This window comes from Rhizobium sp. CF122 (assembly GCF_000282035.1).
In the GTDB taxonomy this organism is placed as follows: Bacteria; Pseudomonadota; Alphaproteobacteria; order Rhizobiales; family Rhizobiaceae; genus Rhizobium.
Window position 1 is genome coordinate 38,361 of sequence record NZ_AKKA01000069.1, and the last position, 21,084, is coordinate 59,444.

Sequence of the window (21,084 nt, forward strand, 5' to 3'; positions counted from 1 at the left end):
GCATATTGCAGCCACGCCCAATCCTTCTGGCAGGGCGTGCCGTGTATCCGGACTATGCCGGTTGCACCGATCGCACCGTGCCGTTGTTGTCGACGATGCACGAGAACTTCTTGCCGCCGGCATCGAGGTCGACGCCAAAGGTGCCGTCAGGCAACTGGCGGGAAGCGGTCGGCAATACCTTGGCGTTCGGACCGGCAACTCCAGCCGCGGAATTGGCGCAAAGCAGCTGCAGATCCGCCGGGGCAGTCTGCAGCGTGGTGCGTGCCATGCTTTCAGGCGCTGGCGGCGTCGGCGGCGTGCAGGCGCCAAGGAGCGCCGCGCTTGTTATTGCCGTTATTGCGCGGCCGATTGAAATTCCCCTCACGATGTTCTGCCCCAAAATCCTGTCCCCCGACTAGCGTTATTTACTCCATCTCCGGCGCTGTGCCGGGCCCATTGTCAGACGCCCTTGTAGAGCGCTGCACCCTGCATCAGCACGATCACCTTGGCGCCGATCTTGATCCGCGACTCGAGATCCACGATGTCGTCATTGTTCATGCGGATGCAGCCGGAAGAGACGTCGAGACCGATGGTCCAAGGTTCTGCGGTCCCGTGGATACGATAGATCGTGTCCTGGTCGCCTTCGTAGAGATAGAGCGCCCTGGCACCCAGCGGATTTTCCGGTCCGCCCGGCATTCCGTCCTTCCACTTTGCCGCGTTCGGGTCGCGCGCCACCATCTCGGCCGGCGGCGTCCAGGTCGGCCACTCCGCGGTCCGGCCGACGCGCACGATCCCGGCCCATCCGAAGCCTTCGCGTCCGACGCCGATGCCGTAGCGGATAGCCTGGCCGCCAGGCTGGACGAGATAGAGGAAATGCTGGTTGCCATCGATGATGATTGTTCCCGGCGGCTCGGCCGTTCGGAAGGGAACGGGCTGTCTCCGGAATGCTTCCGGCGGCTGATTGTTGCGCGCGTAGTATTGGCGCGCCTTCTTCTTGTCGTAGTCGACCCAGGTGTGCGTCTTCGAATCGTAGATCTGGGTCTGCGCCCAGGCAGCAAGCGGGCCAACACACACGGCGACCGCGATCAAGGCCAAGGTCAGCTTACGTGCACGTCCGACCTCTCTCACCTTCGCCGGAAGTCTATTGCTTTCCGTCATTTGCTAGCCCACCCATCTACGCGCTTTGCGTTGTCGGCGACCCATTTTGTCGCGTATTCGAGTGGCGGTATACGCTCGACTTCGAGCGCATAGCTCATCGCCGTCGCTTCCTCTGGCGACAGATCGACATTTTCCAGGAACGCGGCGATATCCGGGTGCTTCTTCTCGAAAGCCGCTGCATATCCGATGCGGAAATTGGCCGCGTCCCAGGCCGTCGATGCCGAGGACTTGGTGATCCAAAGCGGATCGTTGGGACCGACGAGCTTCCACTTGCTGGCATCATGCGCAGGCTCGGCAAGGCGGACGATCTTGTGCAGGTCGAAGATGAAATGTGGTGCGTAGCAGGCAAAGACCAGCGGCTGGTTCGTCGCAATGGCAATGTCCAGCCCGGCCATCGCGACTTCCTCTTCCGACTCGACCAGCGTCAGGTTTTTCGCATAGCCGTAGGTATTCGCCCGGACCCGCTCGATCCCTGTCGAAGACCATGTGGGCGCGCCGAGCCACATCTCGCCTTTACCGTCACCATCGGTATCGAGAATCTTCGTCTTTTCCGGATCGCTAAGATCCGCGATCGTCTTCAGGCCCTTCTCCGCGGCAGCCGGCGTCGTGCAGATGCCCTGCCAAGCCGGCACTCCATGCTTGGCGAGAACGACGACGCCCTTTTCCGTAACGAACCGCTTGATGACATCTTCGAGGTTGGGCTGCCAGACCTCCGGATGGATGTCGACTGTGCCTTTCTCCAGGCCGTTGAAAGCAAGCAGCGTTCCAAGCTCCTGCACATCGGCATTGAGCCCGAACTCCTTGGCGATGCCGACCTTGAGGATATTTGCCGTCGCCTGTCCGGAAGGCCAGTTCGGCATCGCGATTACGAGGTCGGCGGAAAAGGCAGCGCTGCTCATTGCAAGCGTTGCGGCGAAGACGGATGAAAAGAGCCCTGAATATGCTACGCGCTTCGCCATGCCTGTCCCCCAAACATGCGATATAGGATCGTAGATATGCACGTCACACTTTGCACGCGAAGATGCATAAAGCTTTCACATCCGTCAAGTCGAGTTGACGTTCCCGGCTGCGCCTACGGGAGGCAGTTTTCGTCTGCCCAAGCCTTGGCGCGCGCAGCCATTGTGGCGAGATGATCAGCAACAGCGAAACCGGAAATCTTCTTCCGCGGAGCAAGATCGTGGTCGCCATCCTCGAGCCAAAAGACTGATATTGCGGAAGAAAGCGGATAGGTCGTCACCTCTTCACGCGTGCCGAATTCGTCGCGCGTCCCCTGGCAGATAAGCGTCGGCGTGCGCAGGTTCGCCAGATGCGCCGTGCGCAACTGTTGCGGCTTGCCGGGTGGATGGAAGGGGTAGCCAAGGCACAATAATCCACGGATCGTCCCCTGCTCGTGGAGCTCGTCCGCCACCATGCTTGCCACTCGTCCACCCATGGATTTGCCACCGATAATGAACGGACCCGAACTCGCGAGTGCCTTTACCGCCTCCCTATATTCGGGGATTAGAGTCTCGGCCTTCGGTGGTGGCTTTCGCGCATCGGACGTCCGGCGTGCAGCCATGTAAGCGAACTCAAAACGCGCAACACGGAACCCGGCCGCCGCAAGCGCGTCTGCGGCAGCTGTCATGGATTTCGAGTCCATCGGCGCGCCGGCACCGTGGGCAAGCATGATGGTGGCTGATGGATTGTCCGGGCCGGTGATCAGGAACTTCTCGCTCATTACGATGTCATAGCGCAATGAGCGAATTCCGACCATATCGTACGGGCGGGGCAGATGCGATCAGTGGAATCTCGGCATGTCTGGAAGGGCCGAGAATTCTTCGCTGATCATTTCGCTCAGGGCGACCAATATTTCTTTGCGGGAGAATCCCGAACGCTCGAGCTCATCGATCATTTGCCCGAGATCCAATTCGAGCTGACCGCGACAGCACGCCACCCGATCGGCAGAAACGAGGAGAATTTCTTCAAGAATCAGCATCGCTTCGCTCCTATTTAGGGAAGCAACCTGCGACCGTGCTAAATGTTCCAACCACGCCCAACAACATTTCCCGCCTCGCCAACCGCGGGGATTCATTACCAATACATCGGATATCGACTGAAACTCTGCACAAAAACCCCATAACGGCCAGTGGTTATCCTTGGGCAGTTGAATCTTTACGCCGTCAGCGGATGCCACTCCCCGTGACGCACCGGCGGCTAATGCTGCGCTTGCTCGGTGACCCGTGGCCCCACCTCGCAGATTTACTCATGGAAACCTTTGCGCCGCAAATCAAAAAGCCGGCCTCTTAGAGTAGATCAACGATTTATATTGCAACCACCTGAGTTAGGAGATTTAATATATAATTGAATACGCATACAAGACTGAGCAACGGAACAGTCTGAGGGGGCCTGCAATGCAAAGTTCCCGAGCAAGCAGGGATGGGGCTGCCAATCCCACGATCAATGAAATACGTGATCAAATCGAGCGCATCCTTTCTAGTGGCGAGTTTCACGCCCCCGACCGGGGCCGGCGATTTCTCGAATTCATTGTCGAGGAGACCCTTTCGGGTCGTGCAGACTACCTGAAGGCATACACAATTGCACAAGAGGTCTTCGCGCGAGACACATCCTTCGACGCTCAGAATGATCCGGTCGTCAGGATCGAGGCAGGCCGGATCCGTAGGGCGCTCGAACGCTACTATCTGGTCGCCGGTCACGCCGACAGCATCGTCGTTACGATACCCAAAGGCGGATATGTACCATCCTTCGACTACGCCGAAGGCGCCTGCGGGGCTGCTGTTCAAGCGGTATCGACCCCGAGCCCGCCTCCTGAACGGGATCCGACAAAACCAGCGCCGGCCCCTACGCGATCCTCTCCTGCACGCTACCGACGCTGGATCTGGTATGGCATAGCCGTGTCTGCGGCAATTATTGGGATCATAGGTTTCCTCGATGCGCCGCGGCTTTCCGTTACCTCCCCGCGGCCCCTGTCCTCATCTGCTGTTTCAAGCGACGGCACTCAGCCCAGGATCATGGTCGAGCCGTTCCAGAACGTTCCTGGCAAGGCTGCCTCGGTAGACATCGCACAAGGCCTGACAGACGAAATTGTTGGGCAACTCACGAAGTTCAAGGAGATCGTCGTGATCGCCCCCCGAACACAGCAGGAACTTCAGGCGGCGGAAGGACCATGGTTTGCACTGCAGGGAAGCGTCCGGCTCGAAGCGGATAAAATGCGGCTGATCGCGCGGCTGATCCGCCACGCGGACGGTGCCGTCATCTGGGCGGACGACTATGATGCGGACCTCGGCGAGCGTAACCTGCTTGAGGTGGAGACCGACGTTGCGCAGCGCATTGCCACGACCATTGCCCAACCATACGGTATCGCCTTTCAGCCTTATGTCAGCAAAATCGCCAAGCCGGACAGCGGCGATTGGGAAGCTTATACATGTACGCTGTCATACTACGCATATCGAGCCGAACTCGATCCGCAGATGCATACGGCGGTAAGAGATTGTCTGAAGGAAGCAATCAGACGGCTTCCAACCAATTCTACCTATTGGGCTTTGCTATCGCTGATCTATCTCGATGAGGTGAGGTTCCAATACCAGCTCAGAGCCCAGCCTTCGCCACGACCACTGGAGCTCGCGGCAGACGCAGCCAAACGGGCGGTGGATCTTGACCCCCAGAACGCACGTGCATTGCAGGCGCTGATGCTCGCCAGCTTCTTCAGCAACAACGTGGACGCTGCGCTGAGAGCGGGAGCTGCCGCCTATGCGATCAACCCCAATGATACGGAGGTTGCGGGCGAATATGGTTTCCGTCTCGCAATGTCCGGAAAGTGGGACACAGGCTGCGAATTGATCTCCGGCGCCATCAGCAGAAATCCCGGCCCGAGAGGATACTACGAGGTCGGTATGGCGCTATGTGCCTATATGAGGGGAGACAATCAAGCAGCTGAGCTTTGGGCCCGCATGGCCGACTTGAAATACAATCCCATGCACCATCTCGTTCTGCTGGCCATCCTCGGCTCATCAGGCAAGCTTGATGAAGCGCGTAGCGAGCAGGACTGGCTCCAGACGAACGCCCCGGTGCTAATGGAGAACATCCGCAAGGAAGTAGCATTGCGTCTCCGCCGCGCGGTCGACCAGGAGCGCTTCCTCGACGGCCTGCGCGCCTCCGGCATCGCGATCCCTCCTGCCGATGGCATGATCGGCAGCCAATAGGTCGCGACGTAGCATACCGTATGCTACCCCATCCGACGCGTATTTTACTGCCTTAACGCCCGTACTCACCCTATCCTTTGGAAAACTTTGGAGGACATGGCGATGACTGCAAGCGAGACCCCTCAGTCGATGACCAGCGCCGAAGATCTGCGCAAGCGTGCACTTGAACTTCAGCTCGCGGAAATGGAACGCGACGAAAAGATAAAGGCTCGCGAGGCGACGAAACACTCTGAGTTCATCGAGGATTTTTTTCAGAAGCACATTGGCGAGACAGAACGCGCGGTCATCAAGCGCCTCGTGATGAAGGCCGCAGCAGACGGAAAATACGAGGCAATGGTCTACAGCTTCCCGTCCAGCCTCTGCTCGGACAGCGGTCGAGCCATCAACAACAACCTGCCCGGTTGGCAGAATACCCTGCAGGGCAAGGCCAAGGAACTCTTCGATCTCTTCGAAACGCTCGCCAAACCCCAGGGCTACGGCCTGAAAGCGATGATCATCAATTTCCCCGGCGGTATTCCCGGCGACGTCGGCTTCTTCCTAACCTGGGAGCCACCCGTCGAATAAGGGTCGGAAAGGCACCTGATAGCGGATGGACACCCGGCATGCCCGGGAGGTTTGTCATGAACGGCTCGAGGGATGGCGAGAGCCCTACCCTCGTTAAGCTGGCAGGAAAATCATCGGCGCACAGCGATGCTCCAGGCTTATAATGGCCGCGCGTTGACACGCGGCACATCGGTTGCTGTGCGGGTTATTGAGCGTTAGTCGCGCACGATCGTCCAGTTATCGTCCGGATTAAATTCCTTGATGGTTGACACCCGCTGCTGTGTTTCGGGTCCCAGATCCCGCTGATAAACGATATTCGCGCCGTTGATGATGAACGTCTGAAGCCCCGTCACGCGATACGTCACCGGCCACGCGATCAACGCAAATCCGCCCGTCATATTGCCATTGACGATGTAGCTCTGCTTGCCGCCAATGACGTTGGACCCCTGGGCAGTCAGGATGCGGTAGCGATATCCATAATACCCTTCACCGCGCTTGGCCCTGCCGAAAGCCGCAGTCTCTATCAGATGCCCGGCCGGGCTCTCCTCATCGAACAAACCGGGCTCCCAATACAAGCCATCCCGCTTGCCGGGACTGCTGATCAGCCGCTGAGCGAACTCGTAGACACCATCCTCGTCCTCGTCGATTTGAGCATACTGATACTGGGCATTCACGTAATCATGCATGGTCTGGATCGTCGCAAGCTCGTTTTGACCGACCCTTCGGTTGACGATCTCCTGCAGCCCGACTTCCGTGTCGAATGCCCATTTTCCGTCCTTGTTTTTGGACAGGGGGAAAGGCAGCGGCCACAGGACATCTCCCACCAGTATCACCTTGCGATCGTCGAGGTCCTGCAATTGCAGTTGCCGCCCGGCACCCTCGCGGATCAATCCGTAGCTTATCATCGCCTCGCTGCTGGACCGCAACTTGACAGCGTTCAGACCGAGTAGGCTTGCCAAGCCATCAACATCATTGGCGCTCAGCACGGTCTTGAGCCGTTCAAGCGCCGCCGAAGGGTCATCGAATGACGGCGGCGTACCAGCCTGGAATTCCTGAAGATCCGTCTGGGTCTGCGACATCGATGGGGCTGCCCACGCCAGGGAGAGAGCCGTTCCGAGCAACAGCGGGATCAATTTCAACTGTGGTCTCATGGTTTATCTCCGGAAATCTGAATAGCTGGACACCCTATCGCCGACCGCCACCACGACCGCCGCCACCCCGACCACCACCGCGGCCACCGCCTCCCTGCGGCATTGGGCGGCGCGAGCGTTGAACGGAGGGACGCGGGCCACCGCGTTGCCCGCCTCCCATACTCTGTCCGCCTCGCTTGGAAGCCACCGCCTCACGTCGCCCCGACTGCACATTGCCGAGGGCGCTGGGCTGGCGCGGACGGTTATCGGCACGCGCCGCCATCTTCGGTGCACTTGGCTTCTTCTTGGCTGCCGGCTTTGATGGACGGTCGGCAGCACTGCCCGGTCGGTTGGCTGCATTCCTTGGACGGGCATCCGCGCGATTGGCCACGTTGCCCGGGCGGGCGTCCGGACGCGACGCACCCGGCCGGTTAGCGGCAGCATCTCCTGCCCTCGATCTCGGATTTGCCTTCAGGCCCTCCACCGTGCCCTTGCGGATGTCGTCGGCGCGGGCGCTGACGTTTCTGGTTCCCTGTCCACGGTTTGCCTGCCGATCGCTGACCTTGTTCTTGAGTTGGTTGCGATTGTCGGACTGCAGGCTGGACTTGATCGCCGAGCGGTCGATATTGGCAAGCTGATCCTTTCCGATGCTCAGCTTGCTCCGGTCCACCTTGGTCCAGTCGATGTCGTTCCACTTGACCTTGCCGTTAAAGTTCCGGTCGTTGAAGCAGTTGTTGCAATCGATATCGAGGTCGCCGTCCCAGTTGCCGCCCCAAACGCCCCAATCGTCCCAGTTGACGATGGCCGCCCACGCGACGCCGGTCACCGCCGCCGCGAAGAACCCGGCCCCTGGATAATAGTAGTTGTCGTAATAGTCGGGATAGTAGGAGATTGGCTCGACCGCATAGCCCGGTTCGTACAGCATCTCAGGAGGGTACTGCGGAATATACACCTTCTCCGGATCGGTCGGTCGAATGACGACGTTCTCATTTTCCGTGACAACAGTGACCTTGTCGTCCGTCTTGATGATGTTCTTCGCCACGGCTTCGTCCCGAAGCTGCTGGATGGCGATCAGCACGTCCTTTTGCTGGTTGGTTAACGCGTCACCCAGCGACTGCGTCCAATCGAGATCCTCACTCATCATCTTGACGATGTCAGGATAATTCAGAAGCGAAATGACGCTTCCATCCCAGTCATCCTTCGGCTTGAGATTGGCATCTTTTTTCTTGGCCTCCAGAAAGCGCGCTGCCTCGACGATTTGCAGGGGAAACAAGGACGCTGCCGAGATCGCGGCCACCAGTTCATCCGGATAGAGCGCGATGCGGGCGACAAGGACTTCGAGTTCATCCTCGGAGAGAAGATCCGTTTGCGGCCCAGTCGGCTCCGTCGTCCCTACCGACACAGGCTTCGGTGTGGGGGTCGCGGTCTGTGAATATGCGGGTGGTCCCGGATGCATGGAAATGATTGCCAAGGCAGAGAGCCCTGCCAGCAACCTGAGGGATCCTGCTTTCATCATGCGCCGACCTCCTTGCAAAAAATGGTACGGATGAATACTCACCGCGGCTTGGGCTTTGCCTCGCCCGACCGCCTGAGCATGACGACTTTCGATTGGGACAGCGCCTCGCCGATTTCAGCGACGAGCGCATCGACGAGGCTCGCATACTCCTGCCGTCGCGTTTCTCTGACATTGTCCGGAAGACGCTCCACATGCGCCAAAGTCTCGGCGGCGGCAGCGAGATCTTCGCACATGCTGCGGAACGTTTCGTTCATTTGGAAAAGCTGCCGTACCCTCGCGGCCTGGGCCGGAAACTGCGCCTCAGCAATCTCCAGGGCGGACAAGTGTGTCGAATTGCTTTCTCCCAACGTCATGCCGCCCCCCGCTGTCATACTCGCGTCAAGCAGATTGAAGTATTGTATTACAGGTACTTAGGATGGAGACGTAACATACGCGAACTTACGCGTGACGGCCCGGAAGGGACTAGACCTACGTCCGCGGTGGCCCTGCCTTTCCGCATTGCGCGTGCCGAAGGCCGCCGTATCCGGGGGGACCTAGCCGCCGCCGGCAAGCTGGTCAAACTACTCTCAATCGCGATGACGATGACTTCCCCGGCAGTTGGCACCCGAGGCAGGGAACGCACGCCGTCGCGGACGACCACCCTTAATCTCTAAAATCCGGACTGCCTGTCGAGCCGCGCGACGCTCGATAGATATTACGTGATGCTACGGGCGTTCGAGACCGCACCGGTCTACTATTTCTTCTCGACTACGGCCGGACGGTTCGGCGAGCGGCCGAAAAGGAGTGAGCGTGTTTCTCGACTATTTTGCACTGGGAGTGTTGATCTTCGTCGTGGTCACTCTGTTCTACGCAGTGATCGCGATCCATGACATTCCTCATCTGATCGCCAAGGCCAGAAACCATCCGCACCAGGACGCCATCCACGTTGCCGGATGGGTGAGCCTGTTCACGCTGCACGCAATTTGGCCCTTCCTCTTCATCTGGGCCACGCTCTATCGCGAGGATCGCGGCTGGGGCATTCGGCCCGATGGCAAGCTGTCGGCCGAGGCTGAAGCCAATGCCGAAATCGCCCGCCTTCACGCTCGAATAGCAGAACTCGAGGCGCAGTCGCCGGAGAAGGAGAACGCCTGATGGATCTGCTCCTCATACTCACCTACGCCGCAATCTGCTGGGTGGTCTTCAAGATCTTCCGCATTCCGGTGAACCAGTGGACACTTGCAACGGCCGTTCTGGGCGGAATCTTTCTCATCTCCAGCCTTCTGCTGCTCATGAGCTACAACCATCCCTATACCAGCGATGGGCGCATTTACTTTACATCGGCTCCCGTCATCCCGGTCGTTAGTGGACAGGTCGTAGAGGTGCCGGTCACGCCGAACGCTCCGCTGAAAAAGGGCGATGTTCTCTTCCGGATTGATCCCCGCCCCTATCAATATACAGTCGATCAGAAGAAAGCGTCTCTTGCCGAAGCCGTGCAAACCGTCCTGCAATTGAAGGCTGCTCTCGATGCCGCCAACGCAGCCGTAACCGGTGCGGAAGCTTCAAGGGATCGCTCGCTGCAGGCCTTCGAAAAGTTTCAGCAATCGAACGAGAACTCAAAGTCCAGCGGTAGAGGAGCCGTGTACTCGGAACTCGAAGTCGAGAACCGCCGCGGGATCTATCTGACAGCCGAGGCCACCGTCGACACGGCCCGCGCTCAGGCGACGCAGGCAAAACTCGCCTATGAGTCCGAGATCAATGGCACGAATCCAACAGTGGCACGGCTGCAGGCCGAATTGCAAAGCGCCGAGTACGACCTGGAGCAGACGACGGTCCGTGCGCCGAGCGACGGCTACGTGACGCAGGTCTTTCTCCGCCCCGGCATGATGGCAAACCCCCTTCCCTTGCGGCCCGTGATGGTCTTCATGAACAGCGAGGACCGGATGCTGGGTGCAGCCTTCATTCAGAATTCGCTCCAGCGGGTGCGGGCCGGCGACGAAGCCGAGGTAGCCTTCAAAGCCGTGCCCGGCAAGATCTTCAAGGCGCGGGTCCAGGAAGTCATCGATGTCATGGCGCAGGGCCAACTGCAGCCGAGCGGCGCGCTGATCGACCCGCAATCCCCGGAACGGGCATCGCCGGGACAAACGTTGGCGCGCATCGAGTTGCTGGAAAGCACCGACGAGTATCAGCTGCCCGGTGGTGTGGTTGCCGAGGTAGCCGTCTACACGCATCACTGGCACCACGTCGCAGTCCTGCGCAAGGTCCTGCTGCGCATGAGCAGCTGGATGAACTACGTCTTCCTCGAACACTAGAATGCATCAACCCTTCCGGTGGCCGCTGGAGTGCGGCGGCCGGGCAGACTCGGAGATCAGACAAGAATAACAGGGGAACCCGAGGTGATAGGCAGCCTACCAATATTGCGGGGTCTGGCCGGCTTCAACAAAGACTGGCTTCGTAGCGATATCCCGGCCGGGCTGTCGATTGCTGCGGTGGGTTTGCCGAGCGCCATCGCCTATCCCGCGATTGCTGGGCTCCCGCCAGAGACGGGCATCTACGCCAGCATCGTTGCTCCGATCGCCTACGCGATCTTCGGTCCTTCAAGGCTCCTGATCGTCGGTCCCGATGCCGCAACAATGACGGTGCTCGCGGCTGCGATGGCCGCTATCATCGCGGCCGAACCTGCCGCTGCCGATATCGACCGGGTTGCCATCGCCTCGGCGCTCGCCCTTGGCGTTGGCGTATTCTGCATCGCGGCAAAACTGCTGCGGCTTGGCGTCCTCGCGAGCTTTCTGTCGCGTCCGATCCTGGTGGGCTTCTTTGCCGGCGTGTCGCTTTCCATCCTCGTCGGGCAGATCAGCCGCTTCACAGGCGTGAAGATCGAGTCCGATGGGCTGCTCGCACCAGTCTTGGAAATTCTCGGCAAGGGCTCCTTGATCCATTGGCCGTCGCTTCTCTTCGGCCTTGCCATGTTCGCGTTGCTCTGGATCGTCAGGGCATTCAACGTCAAGGTTCCGGGTCCTGTTCTCGTCGTCGTTGTCTCCGTCATTCTCTCGGCGCTCTTCGATTTCCGGGGGCACGGCATCGCTGTTGTCGGCGATATCCCGAGTGGTTTCCCGAGCCTATCCTTACCGGCGCTCCATCGGATGCCGCTCGATAAGATCATACTCGGCTCGGCCGCCGTGTTTCTCGTCAGCTTCGGCGCCGGCATCGTCGCCGCGCGCAGCTTCGGCTCCCGCACCGGTGAAGAGGTCGATGCCAACCAGGAATTGATCGGTATCGGCGCCGCCAACATCGCACCCGGGCTCTTCGGCTCCTTTCCGATCAGCGTCTCGGATTCCAGAACCGCCATAAACCTGTCGACCGGTGGCGTCTCCCAGGCCGCAGGGCTGGTTTCGGCCACCACACTGATTGCCGCTCTTGTGTTCCTTCATAGCGCCCTGCGGATCCTTCCGATCCCCGCGCTCGCTGCGATCCTCGCAACCGCGGCCATCAGTCTCATAGACGTTCAGGAACTCAAGAAGATCTGGCACATCAGCCGCATGGAGTTCGTCTTTGCGCTGATCGCCATGTGGGGCGCAATCAGCTTCGGCGTTCTGAACGGCGTAGTCGTCGCCGTTGCCGCGACGTTCGTGTACCTGTTGCGCAAGACGATGTTTCCACGCGATGGCCTGCTTGGCCATATCGAAGGTCGGCACGGTTTCTTCGACCTCGCCCGCTTCCCGGAAGCTCGCCCTGTCGAAGGCGCTGCCGTCTTCGCGATCCAGGGCAATATTCTGTTCTACAACGCCGACTATGTCCGCATGCGGCTGACAGCGATCGCTAAGGAACTCGCCCCCGGAACCAACTGTCTTGTGTTGGACGCCAGTGCCATCACGCACATGGACAGCACCGGCGCCGTCGCACTCGACGCCGTGGCGGATGCCTTGGCAAAGCGGGACATCGTCTTTGCCATCGCCGACCTCAGCGAGGAAAGCCGCGGCATCCTCGAGCGTGCCGGGGTCATCAACAAGATCGGCACTCACAATCTTTTCAATGGTCGGGAAGAGGCGTTGCGCGCGCTCATAGGCAATTCCGCAGGGCAATGAATGCGCCCAGCGCGGCGCGACATTAAACAATGGAGGGAGCGATGGACGAAGCATACGATCCGAAACGAGAGGTTCCAACGGAACGCAAAGGCAAGCAGAAGAAGGCCAAATCCTGGGACTACAATAAGGAGATCAAGCGACTGCAGATCGAATTGGCGCATCTGCAGGCCTGGGTAAAGAAATCGGGCGCTCGGATTGTCATCATCTTCGAAGGCCGTGACGCCGCCGGCAAGGGCGGCATGATCAAGAGAATAACGGAGAAGGTCAGTCCACGCGTGTTCCGCGTCGTCGCCTTGCCCGCGCCCACCGATCGCGAGAAATCCCAGATCTACATGCAGCGCTACATCGCCTATTTGCCAGCTGCGGGCGAGATCGTGATCTTCGACCGCAGCTGGTACAACCGAGCAGGCGTTGACCGCGTCATGGGCTTCGCCAGCGAGAAGAAGGCTCAGCGTTTCCTCGAGCTGGCGCCCCGCTTCGAGGCGGCAATCGTCGAAAGCGGCGTCATGTTGCTCAAGTATTTCCTGACTGTCAGCGAGGAAGAACAGGAACGCCGCTTCAAGCGCCGTATCGATGATCCGGTTCGGCAGTGGAAACTCAGCCCCATGGACGTCGAGTCGTACCAGCGCTGGTGGGACTATACACGGGCCTATGACGAGATGCTGCGGATGACGGACAGCAACCACGCACCGTGGTGGATCGTGCCTTCCGACGACAAGGAGCGCGCCCGGATCAACTGCATCTCGCATATCCTGCAGTCGATCCCTTACGAGCGCGTGAAGTTTGCGGCCCCGGACCTTGGCAAACGGCAGAAGCGGCCATCGAATTACGTTGAGGATCAGAGCGCCAGAAACGTCGTGCCGGAGACGACGCGATGAGCCCTGATCCGTTCAGGCACGCCCTATGGAAACCCGTGGGATAGGCAATACCGCGATGGAGAAACCACAAAGCGGGACCGCGGCGGAAACCAGTCCCGCGCAGATCTCCGTGGAGGCACGGGTCAGCGACTTGGTGCGGATCGGCATCATTGGGCTGTTCGCCTATTGGAGCCTGCAGCTGGTTGCGCCATTCGCGCTGATCATCATCTGGTCCGCGATCCTTGCGGTGGCGCTCTTCCCGATGTTCGATGCCCTGTCCAGGCTGCTGGGAAGTCGACCAGCTCTTTCGGCTACCGTGATTGTCATAGCATGCCTTGTGCTCATCATCGCGCCGTTGGCGCTTGTCGCCGTCAATTTCGCCGATGCAGCCCAGGCACTCGTCGGGCAGTTGAAGTCCGACAACTTCACGCTGCCCGCAGCGCCCGAGGCAATACGCGGTTGGCCCGTGGTCGGCGAGCGCCTCTATGCCGGCTGGAACCAGGTCGCAAGCAATCTCGCTGCAACGATCATGAAATTCCAGGCGCCTCTTCGTGAAGTCATGGGCGTCATCATCGCCAAGCTTGCATCGATCGGAGGCGGGGTGTTGAGCTTCGTCGCCTCCATCATTCTCTCCGGCATCCTCCTCACTATGTCTCCTCGCCTTGCGGCAACCATCCAGGTATTGGCAGTCCGCATCGGCGGAGAGAGGGGTGTCGGTTTTGCGCGGCTGGCCGGGTCAACGGTTCGCAACGTCTCGCGCGGTGTCATCGGCGTGGCCCTCCTTCAGACGCTCCTTTCCGGCCTGTGTTTCGCCTTTTTCGATATTCCGGCCCGCGGGGCCCTGACTTTTCTCGTGTTCGTTCTTTGTTTGATGCAACTCGGCCCGGGCCTCGTTCTTGTCCCGGTCATCGTCTGGGCATGGTTCTCCTGGCCGACATTGATGGCATTTGCCTTTACTGTCGTGGCGATCCCGATCACCGTCGCGGACAATGTGTTGAAGCCGATCTTGATGTCCCGAGGGCTATCGACCCCGATGCCGGTGATCCTCATCGGCGTCATCGGCGGAACCCTATCGCACGGGTTGCTCGGCCTGTTTCTTGGGCCCATCGTCCTCAGCGTCTTTTACGAACTGCTGCGAGCCTGGGCGTGGCCCTCCGCGCCGGCGGCCGCGACCCTGCCGCTCGACGACAGGGACAAGAATGTCGAGGGCGCCGCGCCGGGTTGATTCCGAGGGGGATTTCATCACACATTTCGCCTCGGCCTCGTGCTCGCTAGCATTGCAATCGCTCTCGGGGGTCAAGTATGGAGCATCGCATCGAGCCATCACCCGCGACTGGAACCACGGAGGCAGCCGACTGGGCTTTTCCGCTGCGATTGCATCTCAGCGTCATCATTGTCGGGCTGCTGGCCTGCACGGCGCTGCCACTCGTGTGGATGGCATATACGCAGGGAAGGGTGACCGCCCTCTCTGCCGGCGAAGCACAGATGCGCCAGCTCGGTATGCGTACGATCGAGGATTACCGCAATGTGTTCGCCGGCGGATATGCAGCGATCGAGACGACCTCTGCCGTCCCCCAAATGCTTACACCACCTCCCCAAGACCTATTGGCGAAGCAGAACCTTCTGCTGCACGCGCTGAAGTCGTCCTTACGCATAGACGGAGTCTATGCCGGTTATGCAGACGGGACGTACATACAGGCCACCAACATTGCGACCAATCCGACCTGGCGCGACACCTTGAACGCCCCGGCCGACGCCGCATTCGCCGTTCGTACGATCACCAAGGTCATCGGCATTCCAGTGACGACGTGGAGGTTCTTCGACAAGGACACTCGTCCTCTCGCTCGTCGCGCCGACCGCGACGACATCTTCGACCCGCGTTCCCGCCCCTGGTACCACGCCGCGCTCTCGGAGGGACAGACGACTTCAGTCGGCCCCTACATTTCAGCCGCGACCAACTACCTCACCCTGACATTTGCTACACCCGCTGTCGGGGGGAGCCAAGTCGTTATCGGCGCCGATGTGATGCTCGTGACCTTGGGGGAGGTTGTCAATGTCGGCACGATCTCGAAAGAGGCGCATGGCTATGTATTCGACAACACCGGGCGCCTGATCGTGCATTCCGACCCCGCAGTCATGGCGAAACTGCGCGATAATATTCGTCGTGGGGGGCTGCTGTCTGTTGCGGACATCGCAAGAGCGGACCCTGCCATCCCGGCCGTCACGAACCTGGCGCAAGGCCGCCGGTTGCCGGATGGTGATGTTGTCCGCTTTCCGGTGAATGGCCGCGAGCACCTAGCCCAGAGCTTCCATGCGGAAGTTGCCGGTATGCTGAAGGACTACACGGTCGTCATCGCCGCACCGCTGGACGACCTAGTTGGGCCTGTCGAGCGAACGCTGCGGCGCAACCTCGCTGCCGCGGCGGCCTTCTTGGCCGCCGGCGCGATCGCCGCGATCATCATTTCCCGATTGATCAGCCGATCGCTCTACGCATTGGCCGATGAGGCGAGACAACTGGGTAATCTGGAATTTAGACAGAGCCGCGTCTCGCATTCCTGGATATCCGAAGTCAACGCGCTCGGGAAAGCACTCGGCGCCGCCCGCGATGCGATCCGAACGTTCTCGCTCTACGTGCCACGTGAACTGGTTCGCAGGATTGTCATCGCCGGCCAATCGGCCATAGGCTCCGCCTCGCGGCAGGAGATCACCGTCCTCTTCACCGACATCCGCGAGTTCACGACGATCTCCGAGCGGCATTCGCCCGAAGATGTCGTGGCGCTGCTATCCACTTATTTCGAAGCCCTCAACGTGATTGTGGAGCGCCATGGCGGCACTATCGTGCAATATATCGGCGACTCTATTTTCGCGATGTGGAACGCGCCCGTTCGTGACGAGCAGCATGTCGAAAACGCCTGCCGCTGTGCCTTGTCAATGAAAGCCGCGATCGACGCGATGAACGCTTCCAATCGCGCCGCCGCTCGCCCCGAACTTGTCACTCGCTTCGGCCTGCATACAGGACCGGCCGTCGTCGGCAGCGTCGGCGCCGAGACCCGGCGGCAATACACCGCCATCGGCGATACTGTAAACATCGGCTCGCGGCTGGAGGGCCTGAACCGCGACTATGGAACCTCGATCCTCGTCAGCAGCGCGATCCGTGACGCGGTTGAAGAGAACTTCACTTTCATGCCCATCGGAACCGTCAGCGTCAGAGGCCGAACAGGGCAGACAGAGCTTTACGAGCTTCGCGGATGACACCATCGAAGCGTCCTGTACCTCGTTGGTGGAAAGGACACTGAACGGTTACCGCGCACGGCGATGGGTCCGGTAGGATACGCTGAGCAGTTGTCCGCCCTCGGAAGAGATCGACCCGGGAAGATGCGCTCGCGTGAACTCCTCCGGTGTGCGGACATCCAGGAGATGGTCGTGCGCACCGGATCGGCATTCAACGTTTCGGCGGTCTGCCGATCGATGACCGTCAGAACGTCCTTTGCCGAAAGGCTCTCGCTGTGCTCGCTCGCGAAGCGGCGAGCTGTTTCTGTCGGCCCCCCGTAGGTTACCGTGCGCCCCTCCAGATCGAAACCTGCCTCAGTCCAGCCGCGCGCACCGCCATCAAGATAGCCGACGAAATTGGAGCCCGGGAATCGATCAGCGTCTGCGCCCCGAGAATGGCACGCGGCAGGCCTGCGCAGGAGACAACGACCTTCGTCTCCGGTGAGGACACAATGTCCTTGAAGCGCAGCAGGAGCTCGGCGCCGGCACGCCGACGGCGCCTGGCACATGCGCCTTTTCATATTCGCCGAGCGTGCGAGTATCGAGGACGATAACGTCCTCGCCCCGATCATGCCATGCCTTGAGCTCGACGACCGAGACCCCAAGTGTTCTGCAGGCAGATTTGTTGCAAACAGCGGCAAAGCACAGCCAACGCGACCGGCCGGATATCGAGAACTGCCAGTTCAACCTGTCGCCGAGCCAATCGATCAATGTGGCCTTGTCTATCGAACGTCCAGTCGTGGCTCGTGCCCTTTGATCTCAAGCGTTTGGATCGATCCACAGGTCGCCGAAGCTCCAATTGAGCCCCTGCGATCCCGTGACGAAGTTCTTCACCCGCTTGTTGGCAACGATCTGGGCGCCAGCAGCAACCAGGTTGACGGAAGCGACCTCGTCGTGGATGAAGTGCTGGAATTTGCTCCAGGTGTCCCATCGCTTCTTCTCGTCCGGCTCAATAGCAGCCGCCTCGAGCAAAGCGTCCGCCTGCGCGTTGGCGTAGTGGCTGGCATTCGAGAAAGGCAGGCCAATCTTGAAGTTCTTGCTCCAATAGGCGCGCTGGATGCCGAGTGACGGGTCGAACGTGTTCGAAAGCGACTCCACCACGAGATCGAAGGCGCGGTCGGTGTAGACCGTCTTCAGGAACGTCGGCAGGTCATACTTCTTGATCTCGATGCCGATACCGATCTTTTCCAGCTGGCTTTTCAGGACGTCGGCATAGCCTTGCGGCAGATAGGAATTGTAGGTCAGTCGGAGGTCGAAACGCTTGCCGTCCGCCTTGCGCGGATAGCCTGCCTCGTCTAGCAGCTTTTCGGCGGCGGCAGGATCGAAGGCATGCGCAACGACGCTCGGATCGTACCATTTCGGCAATGCCGTACTGACAGGACTCGGCGAAACCTGCGCGTAGCCGTAAAGCGCCACATCGACGATCTCCTGCAGATTGATCGCCTTGGCGATGGCAAGCCTCACCTCGCGCTTGGCAAAGAGCGGATTGTCGTAATTGAAGAACAACTGCTGCTGCGGGCCGGAATAGGCGTAGGTGGTGGTATCCACGACAAGATGAGGATCTTGTTTCAGCCGGTCGAGATCGGCAAGCGGCACGGGATTGTCGCCGATGTCGGCCTCGCCCGTCTCCAAGGCGGCGGACCGCGCCGCCGGATCGGTCACGACGCGCAGGATGATCCGATCGAGATAGGGCTTTCCGGCGTCCCAATAGTCAGGATTTCGCTCGAAGATCAGGTGGCTGCCGGCCACCCATTCCGTCAGTTTGAACGGCCCGGTACCGATCGCCGTTTGCAGCGTTTGGCCATCGCCCGGCGCCAGTTTCTCGAAGATATGCTTCGGCACGATCGGCGATTCCGAGCTCGATTGCGCCGCCAGCAGGAAGGGAGCGGGCTTCGACAGAACGATGACGGCGGTGAGCGGATCCGGCGTCTCGACCGCGACCACATTCTGGTAGGTGATGCGGCCGCGTGGGTGTGCCTGCTTCAGCCTGAAGATCGAAAAGGCAACGTCGGCGGAGGTGAAGTCCGTCCCGTCATGCCACTTGACGCCCTTGCGGAGCTTGAAAGTGTAGCGAAGATTGTCATCGGAAACCGACCACTCCGTTGCCAGCAGCGGCTGCGGCTTGACGTCGAAGTCGAAGGTCAAAAGGCCCTCGACAATCTTCGGACCGATGGCCTGGCCGGTCCCTGACGACGTGTTGATCGCAAAGAGAGCATTGCCCGGATCCACCCGGTAGAGCCAATTCAAGGTACCGCCTGTTGCCGGCGCCGCCGCCTGCCCAAAGGAGAACGACGGAAGCAATGTGCTCGCCCCGGCAAGCAATATTAGCTGGTTGAAACTGCGACGGTTGATGGACACGCGAAGAGCTCCTCTTGGGTTGGATATTGGTCCGCCGAGTGGAGCTTCAGTGTTGTGTCCCGAAAGGCGAAGTCAAAGTTTCTTTTCGTCCGGAAAAGAATAATTGCATGCGGAAGATTCTTCGTAGCCCGCGTGGCGCTAAGGAAAACCAGCGCATTTTCCATGCTTTTCCCGGATGATGTTTTGCGTGAATGAACGCCTCGGAAGAAACGCAAGAATCTTCGCATATATCTGTTATCGTTTGGGAATCGAGGTGAAAGCGCATTTGGCTTGCACGCCGGCGCGGTGCGTACAGAACCGACAGACACTCACTCGACGTCAAAGCAGATGTTTGGAAACGGTAATCCGCCTGGAGAAATTGTGAATACGCCGAGCAATCGACGCCCGACGTCGCTTGGAGGCCGCGCTCAGGCTCGCCAGCGCAAGAGCCTTGCTTCCGCTGCACCGGCCAATCTGTTGAGTGCAAAGCCGACTAGGCCGAGAATGATGACGCCCACCATGACCAATGCCATGTCAAACCGCTCACGTCCGGCAATGACCAAGCCGCCGATGCCTGGACCAACGGCAAGAAAATACTCCGCCCCGACGGTCGCCAACCACGAGTAGATCAACCCAAGATGAATGCCGGTCGCGATCGTTGGCAGGGCCGAGGGCAGGTAGATTTTTGTGATGCGCTGCCATGGCCGAAACCGCAGTGCGCGACCGACCTCGACCAGTTCGGCCGGCGCATCCTTGATGCCGTCATAGGTGTTGAGGGCGATGGGGATGAAGGCCGCGAGCGCGACGAAGACGACCTTCGCCTGTTCTGCGAACCCGAACCACACCGAAATGAGAGGAATCCAGGCAAGCAGGGAAATCTGCTTCAATCCGTTGAAGGTCGGCATGATCAGCCGATCCCCTAGCCTCGTCACGGCAACGAGCGTGCCGAAGCTGACGCCGAGAGCGCAACCGATCAGGAAGCCCGCGATATTGCGCAACAGGCTCGCCCCGAGCTGACCCGTCAGACCGTTGTCGATAATCTCCCGTTTGGCGGTGCGCACGACATCTTCGATAGCCGGCAGAAAGCGGGGATCCATGAGGTCGAGGCGGCCGGAGGCTTCCCATGCGACGAGAAGAAGAAGGGGAAGCGCAAGGCCGCGCCTGATACGGACAAGCCTGGTTGACGTTTCGGCGGCCATCACAATCCTTCTTTTTTCCAGCGCTGGATGAAGACTTCGGAGCCGTTCAGACCCTTGTCCATGGCAAAGCCTATGAGGCCGATCACGATCATCGCGATGATCACGGTATCCAGCCAGAACATCTGCCTTCCCCAGACCAGCAGGTATCCGAGCCCTTCAGAGGACGCCAGGAGCTCTACGCCGACAAGCGATGTCCAGGCATGCGTGAGGCCATAGCGGATGCCAGTGAAGATGGAGGGAATGGCGCCCGGCAGGACAATCAGCCGAAGCGTCTGCCAGCGGCTGAAGCGCAGGGCCTTACCGACTTGCACGTACTTGCCTGGAACGCTGCGGATACCGGAGAAGGTATTGAGCGTGATCGGCACGAGAGCGCCCTTGGCAATGATGATGATCTTCAGCGTCTCCTCAATGCCAACCAGCAGCATGAGCAACGGAATCCAGCCAAGCGTCGGGATCTGCGCAAAGGCGAGGAATGTCGGCTTTACATAGTCTTCAAAGCGCGCAGACAGGCCCATGGCGATGCCGAGGGCCAAGCCCAATACCGCGCCGATAGCAAAGCCGAAGATCACGCGCCGCAAACTGACGGCGGCGTGGTAGAGCAATTCACCGCTCGCAATCATGTCGCGGCCAGTCTGCAGCACGTAGGTGGGCTCAGGAAGAATTTGCTCCGGTAGCCAGCCTCTTGCGGAAGCCAACCACCAGAGCGCAATCAGAAACATTGGAAGAAGCAGGGCCGAGAGCGAAAAGAACCGTCCCCTGAGAAATCTGCGCCAATTCGTGATGTTTTCGTGGCCAGAGAGCTCAAGATAAGTTGCCATCACCTGCGTCTCCATTT

The 21,084-nt window shown here is 59.8% G+C and carries 19 protein-coding genes and 1 pseudogene; 8 read left to right on the forward strand and 12 right to left on the reverse strand.

Annotated features, from left to right (window positions below):
* Positions 1–52: 52 nt before the first annotated feature.
* The 5 genes from PMI09_RS12680 to PMI09_RS30370 all read right to left on the reverse strand — a co-directional run bounded on the left by PMI09_RS12680 (position 53) and on the right by PMI09_RS30370 (position 3,112).
* Positions 53–364 (reverse strand): hypothetical protein, encoded by a 312-nt coding sequence (locus PMI09_RS12680; protein WP_224567625.1) that lies wholly within the window; start codon positions 362–364, stop codon positions 53–55.
* Between the two features lie 74 nt (positions 365–438).
* Positions 439–1,137 (reverse strand): L,D-transpeptidase, encoded by a 699-nt coding sequence (locus tag PMI09_RS12685; protein WP_007794013.1) that lies wholly within the window; start codon positions 1,135–1,137, stop codon positions 439–441.
* Positions 1,134–2,036, reverse strand: a complete 903-nt coding sequence (locus tag PMI09_RS12690) for an ABC transporter substrate-binding protein (protein WP_443216180.1) — start codon at positions 2,034–2,036, stop codon at positions 1,134–1,136. Before PMI09_RS12690 ends, PMI09_RS12685 begins: the two co-directional genes overlap by 4 nt.
* A gap of 173 nt (positions 2,037–2,209) precedes the next feature.
* A complete protein-coding gene (locus PMI09_RS12695) occupies positions 2,210–2,854 on the reverse strand; it encodes an alpha/beta hydrolase family protein (RefSeq protein ID WP_037082969.1) in 645 nt (214 codons plus the stop codon).
* A 60-nt stretch (positions 2,855–2,914) separates the two neighbouring features.
* Positions 2,915–3,112 carry a hypothetical protein gene (locus PMI09_RS30370; RefSeq protein WP_007794020.1) on the reverse strand — a complete coding sequence of 66 codons (198 nt, stop codon included), beginning with the start codon at positions 3,110–3,112 and terminating at the stop codon, positions 2,915–2,917.
* A gap of 415 nt (positions 3,113–3,527) precedes the next feature.
* On the opposite strand from PMI09_RS30370, the gene PMI09_RS12705 reads away from it, so the two are divergent.
* On the forward strand, positions 3,528–5,336 hold the full coding sequence (locus PMI09_RS12705; RefSeq protein WP_007794023.1) for a hypothetical protein: 1,809 nt from the start codon (positions 3,528–3,530) through the stop codon (positions 5,334–5,336).
* Between the two features lie 102 nt (positions 5,337–5,438).
* Entirely contained in the window at positions 5,439–5,900 is a 462-nt protein-coding gene (locus tag PMI09_RS12710; RefSeq protein WP_007794026.1) for a hypothetical protein, read from the forward strand.
* 194 nt (positions 5,901–6,094) lie between these two features.
* Here the strand turns inward: PMI09_RS12710 and PMI09_RS12715 are convergent, their stop codons facing one another.
* Genes PMI09_RS12715 through PMI09_RS12725 form a run of 3 tightly spaced genes read right to left on the reverse strand, consistent with a single transcriptional unit; the run spans position 6,095 to position 8,878 of the window.
* On the reverse strand, positions 6,095–7,030 hold the full coding sequence (locus tag PMI09_RS12715; RefSeq protein ID WP_007794030.1) for a DUF2950 family protein: 936 nt from the start codon (positions 7,028–7,030) through the stop codon (positions 6,095–6,097).
* 34 nt (positions 7,031–7,064) lie between these two features.
* Positions 7,065–8,522, reverse strand: a complete 1,458-nt coding sequence (locus PMI09_RS12720; protein WP_007794034.1) for a DUF3300 domain-containing protein — start codon at positions 8,520–8,522, stop codon at positions 7,065–7,067.
* 41 nt (positions 8,523–8,563) lie between these two features.
* Complete coding sequence (locus PMI09_RS12725) at positions 8,564–8,878, reverse strand: hypothetical protein (protein ID WP_007794039.1); 315 nt, start codon at positions 8,876–8,878, stop codon at positions 8,564–8,566.
* 436 nt (positions 8,879–9,314) lie between these two features.
* Here PMI09_RS12725 and PMI09_RS12730 point away from each other — a divergent pair, with 436 nt between their 5' ends.
* The 6 genes from PMI09_RS12730 (at position 9,315) to PMI09_RS12755 (ending at position 16,695) form a co-directional block, all read left to right on the forward strand.
* Positions 9,315–9,656 (forward strand): DUF3302 domain-containing protein, encoded by a 342-nt coding sequence (locus PMI09_RS12730; RefSeq protein ID WP_007794042.1) that lies wholly within the window; start codon positions 9,315–9,317, stop codon positions 9,654–9,656.
* The gene (locus PMI09_RS12735) at positions 9,656–10,813 is read left to right on the forward strand and encodes an HlyD family secretion protein (RefSeq protein ID WP_007794045.1); all 1,158 of its coding nucleotides are present in this window, start codon (positions 9,656–9,658) and stop codon (positions 10,811–10,813) included. The genes PMI09_RS12730 and PMI09_RS12735 overlap by 1 nt, the downstream gene beginning before the upstream one ends.
* An 84-nt stretch (positions 10,814–10,897) precedes the next feature.
* Positions 10,898–12,586, forward strand: coding sequence for a SulP family inorganic anion transporter (locus PMI09_RS12740; RefSeq protein ID WP_007794048.1), 1,689 nt, complete (start codon positions 10,898–10,900; stop codon positions 12,584–12,586).
* A 41-nt stretch (positions 12,587–12,627) separates the two neighbouring features.
* On the forward strand, positions 12,628–13,464 hold the full coding sequence (gene ppk2, locus PMI09_RS12745) for a polyphosphate kinase 2 (RefSeq protein WP_007794051.1): 837 nt from the start codon (positions 12,628–12,630) through the stop codon (positions 13,462–13,464).
* Positions 13,465–13,519: 55 nt separating this feature from the next.
* On the forward strand, positions 13,520–14,668 hold the full coding sequence (locus tag PMI09_RS12750) for an AI-2E family transporter (protein WP_037082950.1): 1,149 nt from the start codon (positions 13,520–13,522) through the stop codon (positions 14,666–14,668).
* A 77-nt stretch (positions 14,669–14,745) separates the two neighbouring features.
* The gene (locus PMI09_RS12755) at positions 14,746–16,695 is read left to right on the forward strand and encodes an adenylate/guanylate cyclase domain-containing protein (protein WP_007794057.1); all 1,950 of its coding nucleotides are present in this window, start codon (positions 14,746–14,748) and stop codon (positions 16,693–16,695) included.
* Positions 16,696–16,733: 38 nt separating this feature from the next.
* On the opposite strand, the pseudogene PMI09_RS32805 reads toward PMI09_RS12755, so the two are convergent.
* The 4 genes and pseudogenes from PMI09_RS32805 to PMI09_RS12770 all read right to left on the reverse strand — a co-directional run.
* Positions 16,734–17,439, reverse strand: a pseudogene (locus PMI09_RS32805) (rhodanese-like domain-containing protein); the annotation flags it as partial.
* A gap of 33 nt (positions 17,440–17,472) precedes the next feature.
* Positions 17,473–19,071 (reverse strand): ABC transporter substrate-binding protein, encoded by a 1,599-nt coding sequence (locus PMI09_RS12760; RefSeq protein ID WP_007794062.1) that lies wholly within the window; start codon positions 19,069–19,071, stop codon positions 17,473–17,475.
* A 407-nt stretch (positions 19,072–19,478) separates the two neighbouring features.
* Positions 19,479–20,249 (reverse strand): ABC transporter permease, encoded by a 771-nt coding sequence (locus PMI09_RS12765; protein ID WP_007794067.1) that lies wholly within the window; start codon positions 20,247–20,249, stop codon positions 19,479–19,481.
* Entirely contained in the window at positions 20,249–21,067 is an 819-nt protein-coding gene (locus tag PMI09_RS12770) for an ABC transporter permease (protein ID WP_007794070.1), read from the reverse strand. Before PMI09_RS12770 ends, PMI09_RS12765 begins: the two co-directional genes overlap by 1 nt.
* Positions 21,068–21,084: the final 17 nt, after the last annotated feature.

Excerpts from the sequence above, each read along its gene's own strand:
- PMI09_RS12710 (WP_007794026.1), top strand. The coding sequence starts at position 5,439 with ATGACTGCAAGCGAGACCCCTCAGTCGATGACCAGCGCCGAAGATCTG.
- PMI09_RS12755 (WP_007794057.1), top strand. The coding sequence starts at position 14,746 with ATGGAGCATCGCATCGAGCCATCACCCGCGACTGGAACCACGGAGGCA.
- PMI09_RS12705 (WP_007794023.1), top strand. The coding sequence starts at position 3,528 with ATGCAAAGTTCCCGAGCAAGCAGGGATGGGGCTGCCAATCCCACGATC.
- PMI09_RS12765 (WP_007794067.1), bottom strand. The coding sequence starts at position 20,249 with ATGGCCGCCGAAACGTCAACCAGGCTTGTCCGTATCAGGCGCGGCCTT.
- PMI09_RS12725 (WP_007794039.1), bottom strand. The coding sequence starts at position 8,878 with ATGACGTTGGGAGAAAGCAATTCGACACACTTGTCCGCCCTGGAGATT.
- ppk2 (WP_007794051.1), top strand. The coding sequence starts at position 12,628 with ATGGACGAAGCATACGATCCGAAACGAGAGGTTCCAACGGAACGCAAA.
- PMI09_RS12685 (WP_007794013.1), bottom strand. The coding sequence starts at position 1,137 with ATGACGGAAAGCAATAGACTTCCGGCGAAGGTGAGAGAGGTCGGACGT.
- PMI09_RS12735 (WP_007794045.1), top strand. The coding sequence starts at position 9,656 with ATGGATCTGCTCCTCATACTCACCTACGCCGCAATCTGCTGGGTGGTC.
- PMI09_RS12715 (WP_007794030.1), bottom strand. The coding sequence starts at position 7,030 with ATGAGACCACAGTTGAAATTGATCCCGCTGTTGCTCGGAACGGCTCTC.
- PMI09_RS12750 (WP_037082950.1), top strand. The coding sequence starts at position 13,520 with ATGGAGAAACCACAAAGCGGGACCGCGGCGGAAACCAGTCCCGCGCAG.
- PMI09_RS12690 (WP_443216180.1), bottom strand. The coding sequence starts at position 2,036 with ATGAGCAGCGCTGCCTTTTCCGCCGACCTCGTAATCGCGATGCCGAAC.
- PMI09_RS12695 (WP_037082969.1), bottom strand. The coding sequence starts at position 2,854 with ATGAGCGAGAAGTTCCTGATCACCGGCCCGGACAATCCATCAGCCACC.
- PMI09_RS30370 (WP_007794020.1), bottom strand. The coding sequence starts at position 3,112 with ATGCTGATTCTTGAAGAAATTCTCCTCGTTTCTGCCGATCGGGTGGCG.
- PMI09_RS12720 (WP_007794034.1), bottom strand. The coding sequence starts at position 8,522 with ATGAAAGCAGGATCCCTCAGGTTGCTGGCAGGGCTCTCTGCCTTGGCA.
- PMI09_RS12770 (WP_007794070.1), bottom strand. The coding sequence starts at position 21,067 with ATGGCAACTTATCTTGAGCTCTCTGGCCACGAAAACATCACGAATTGG.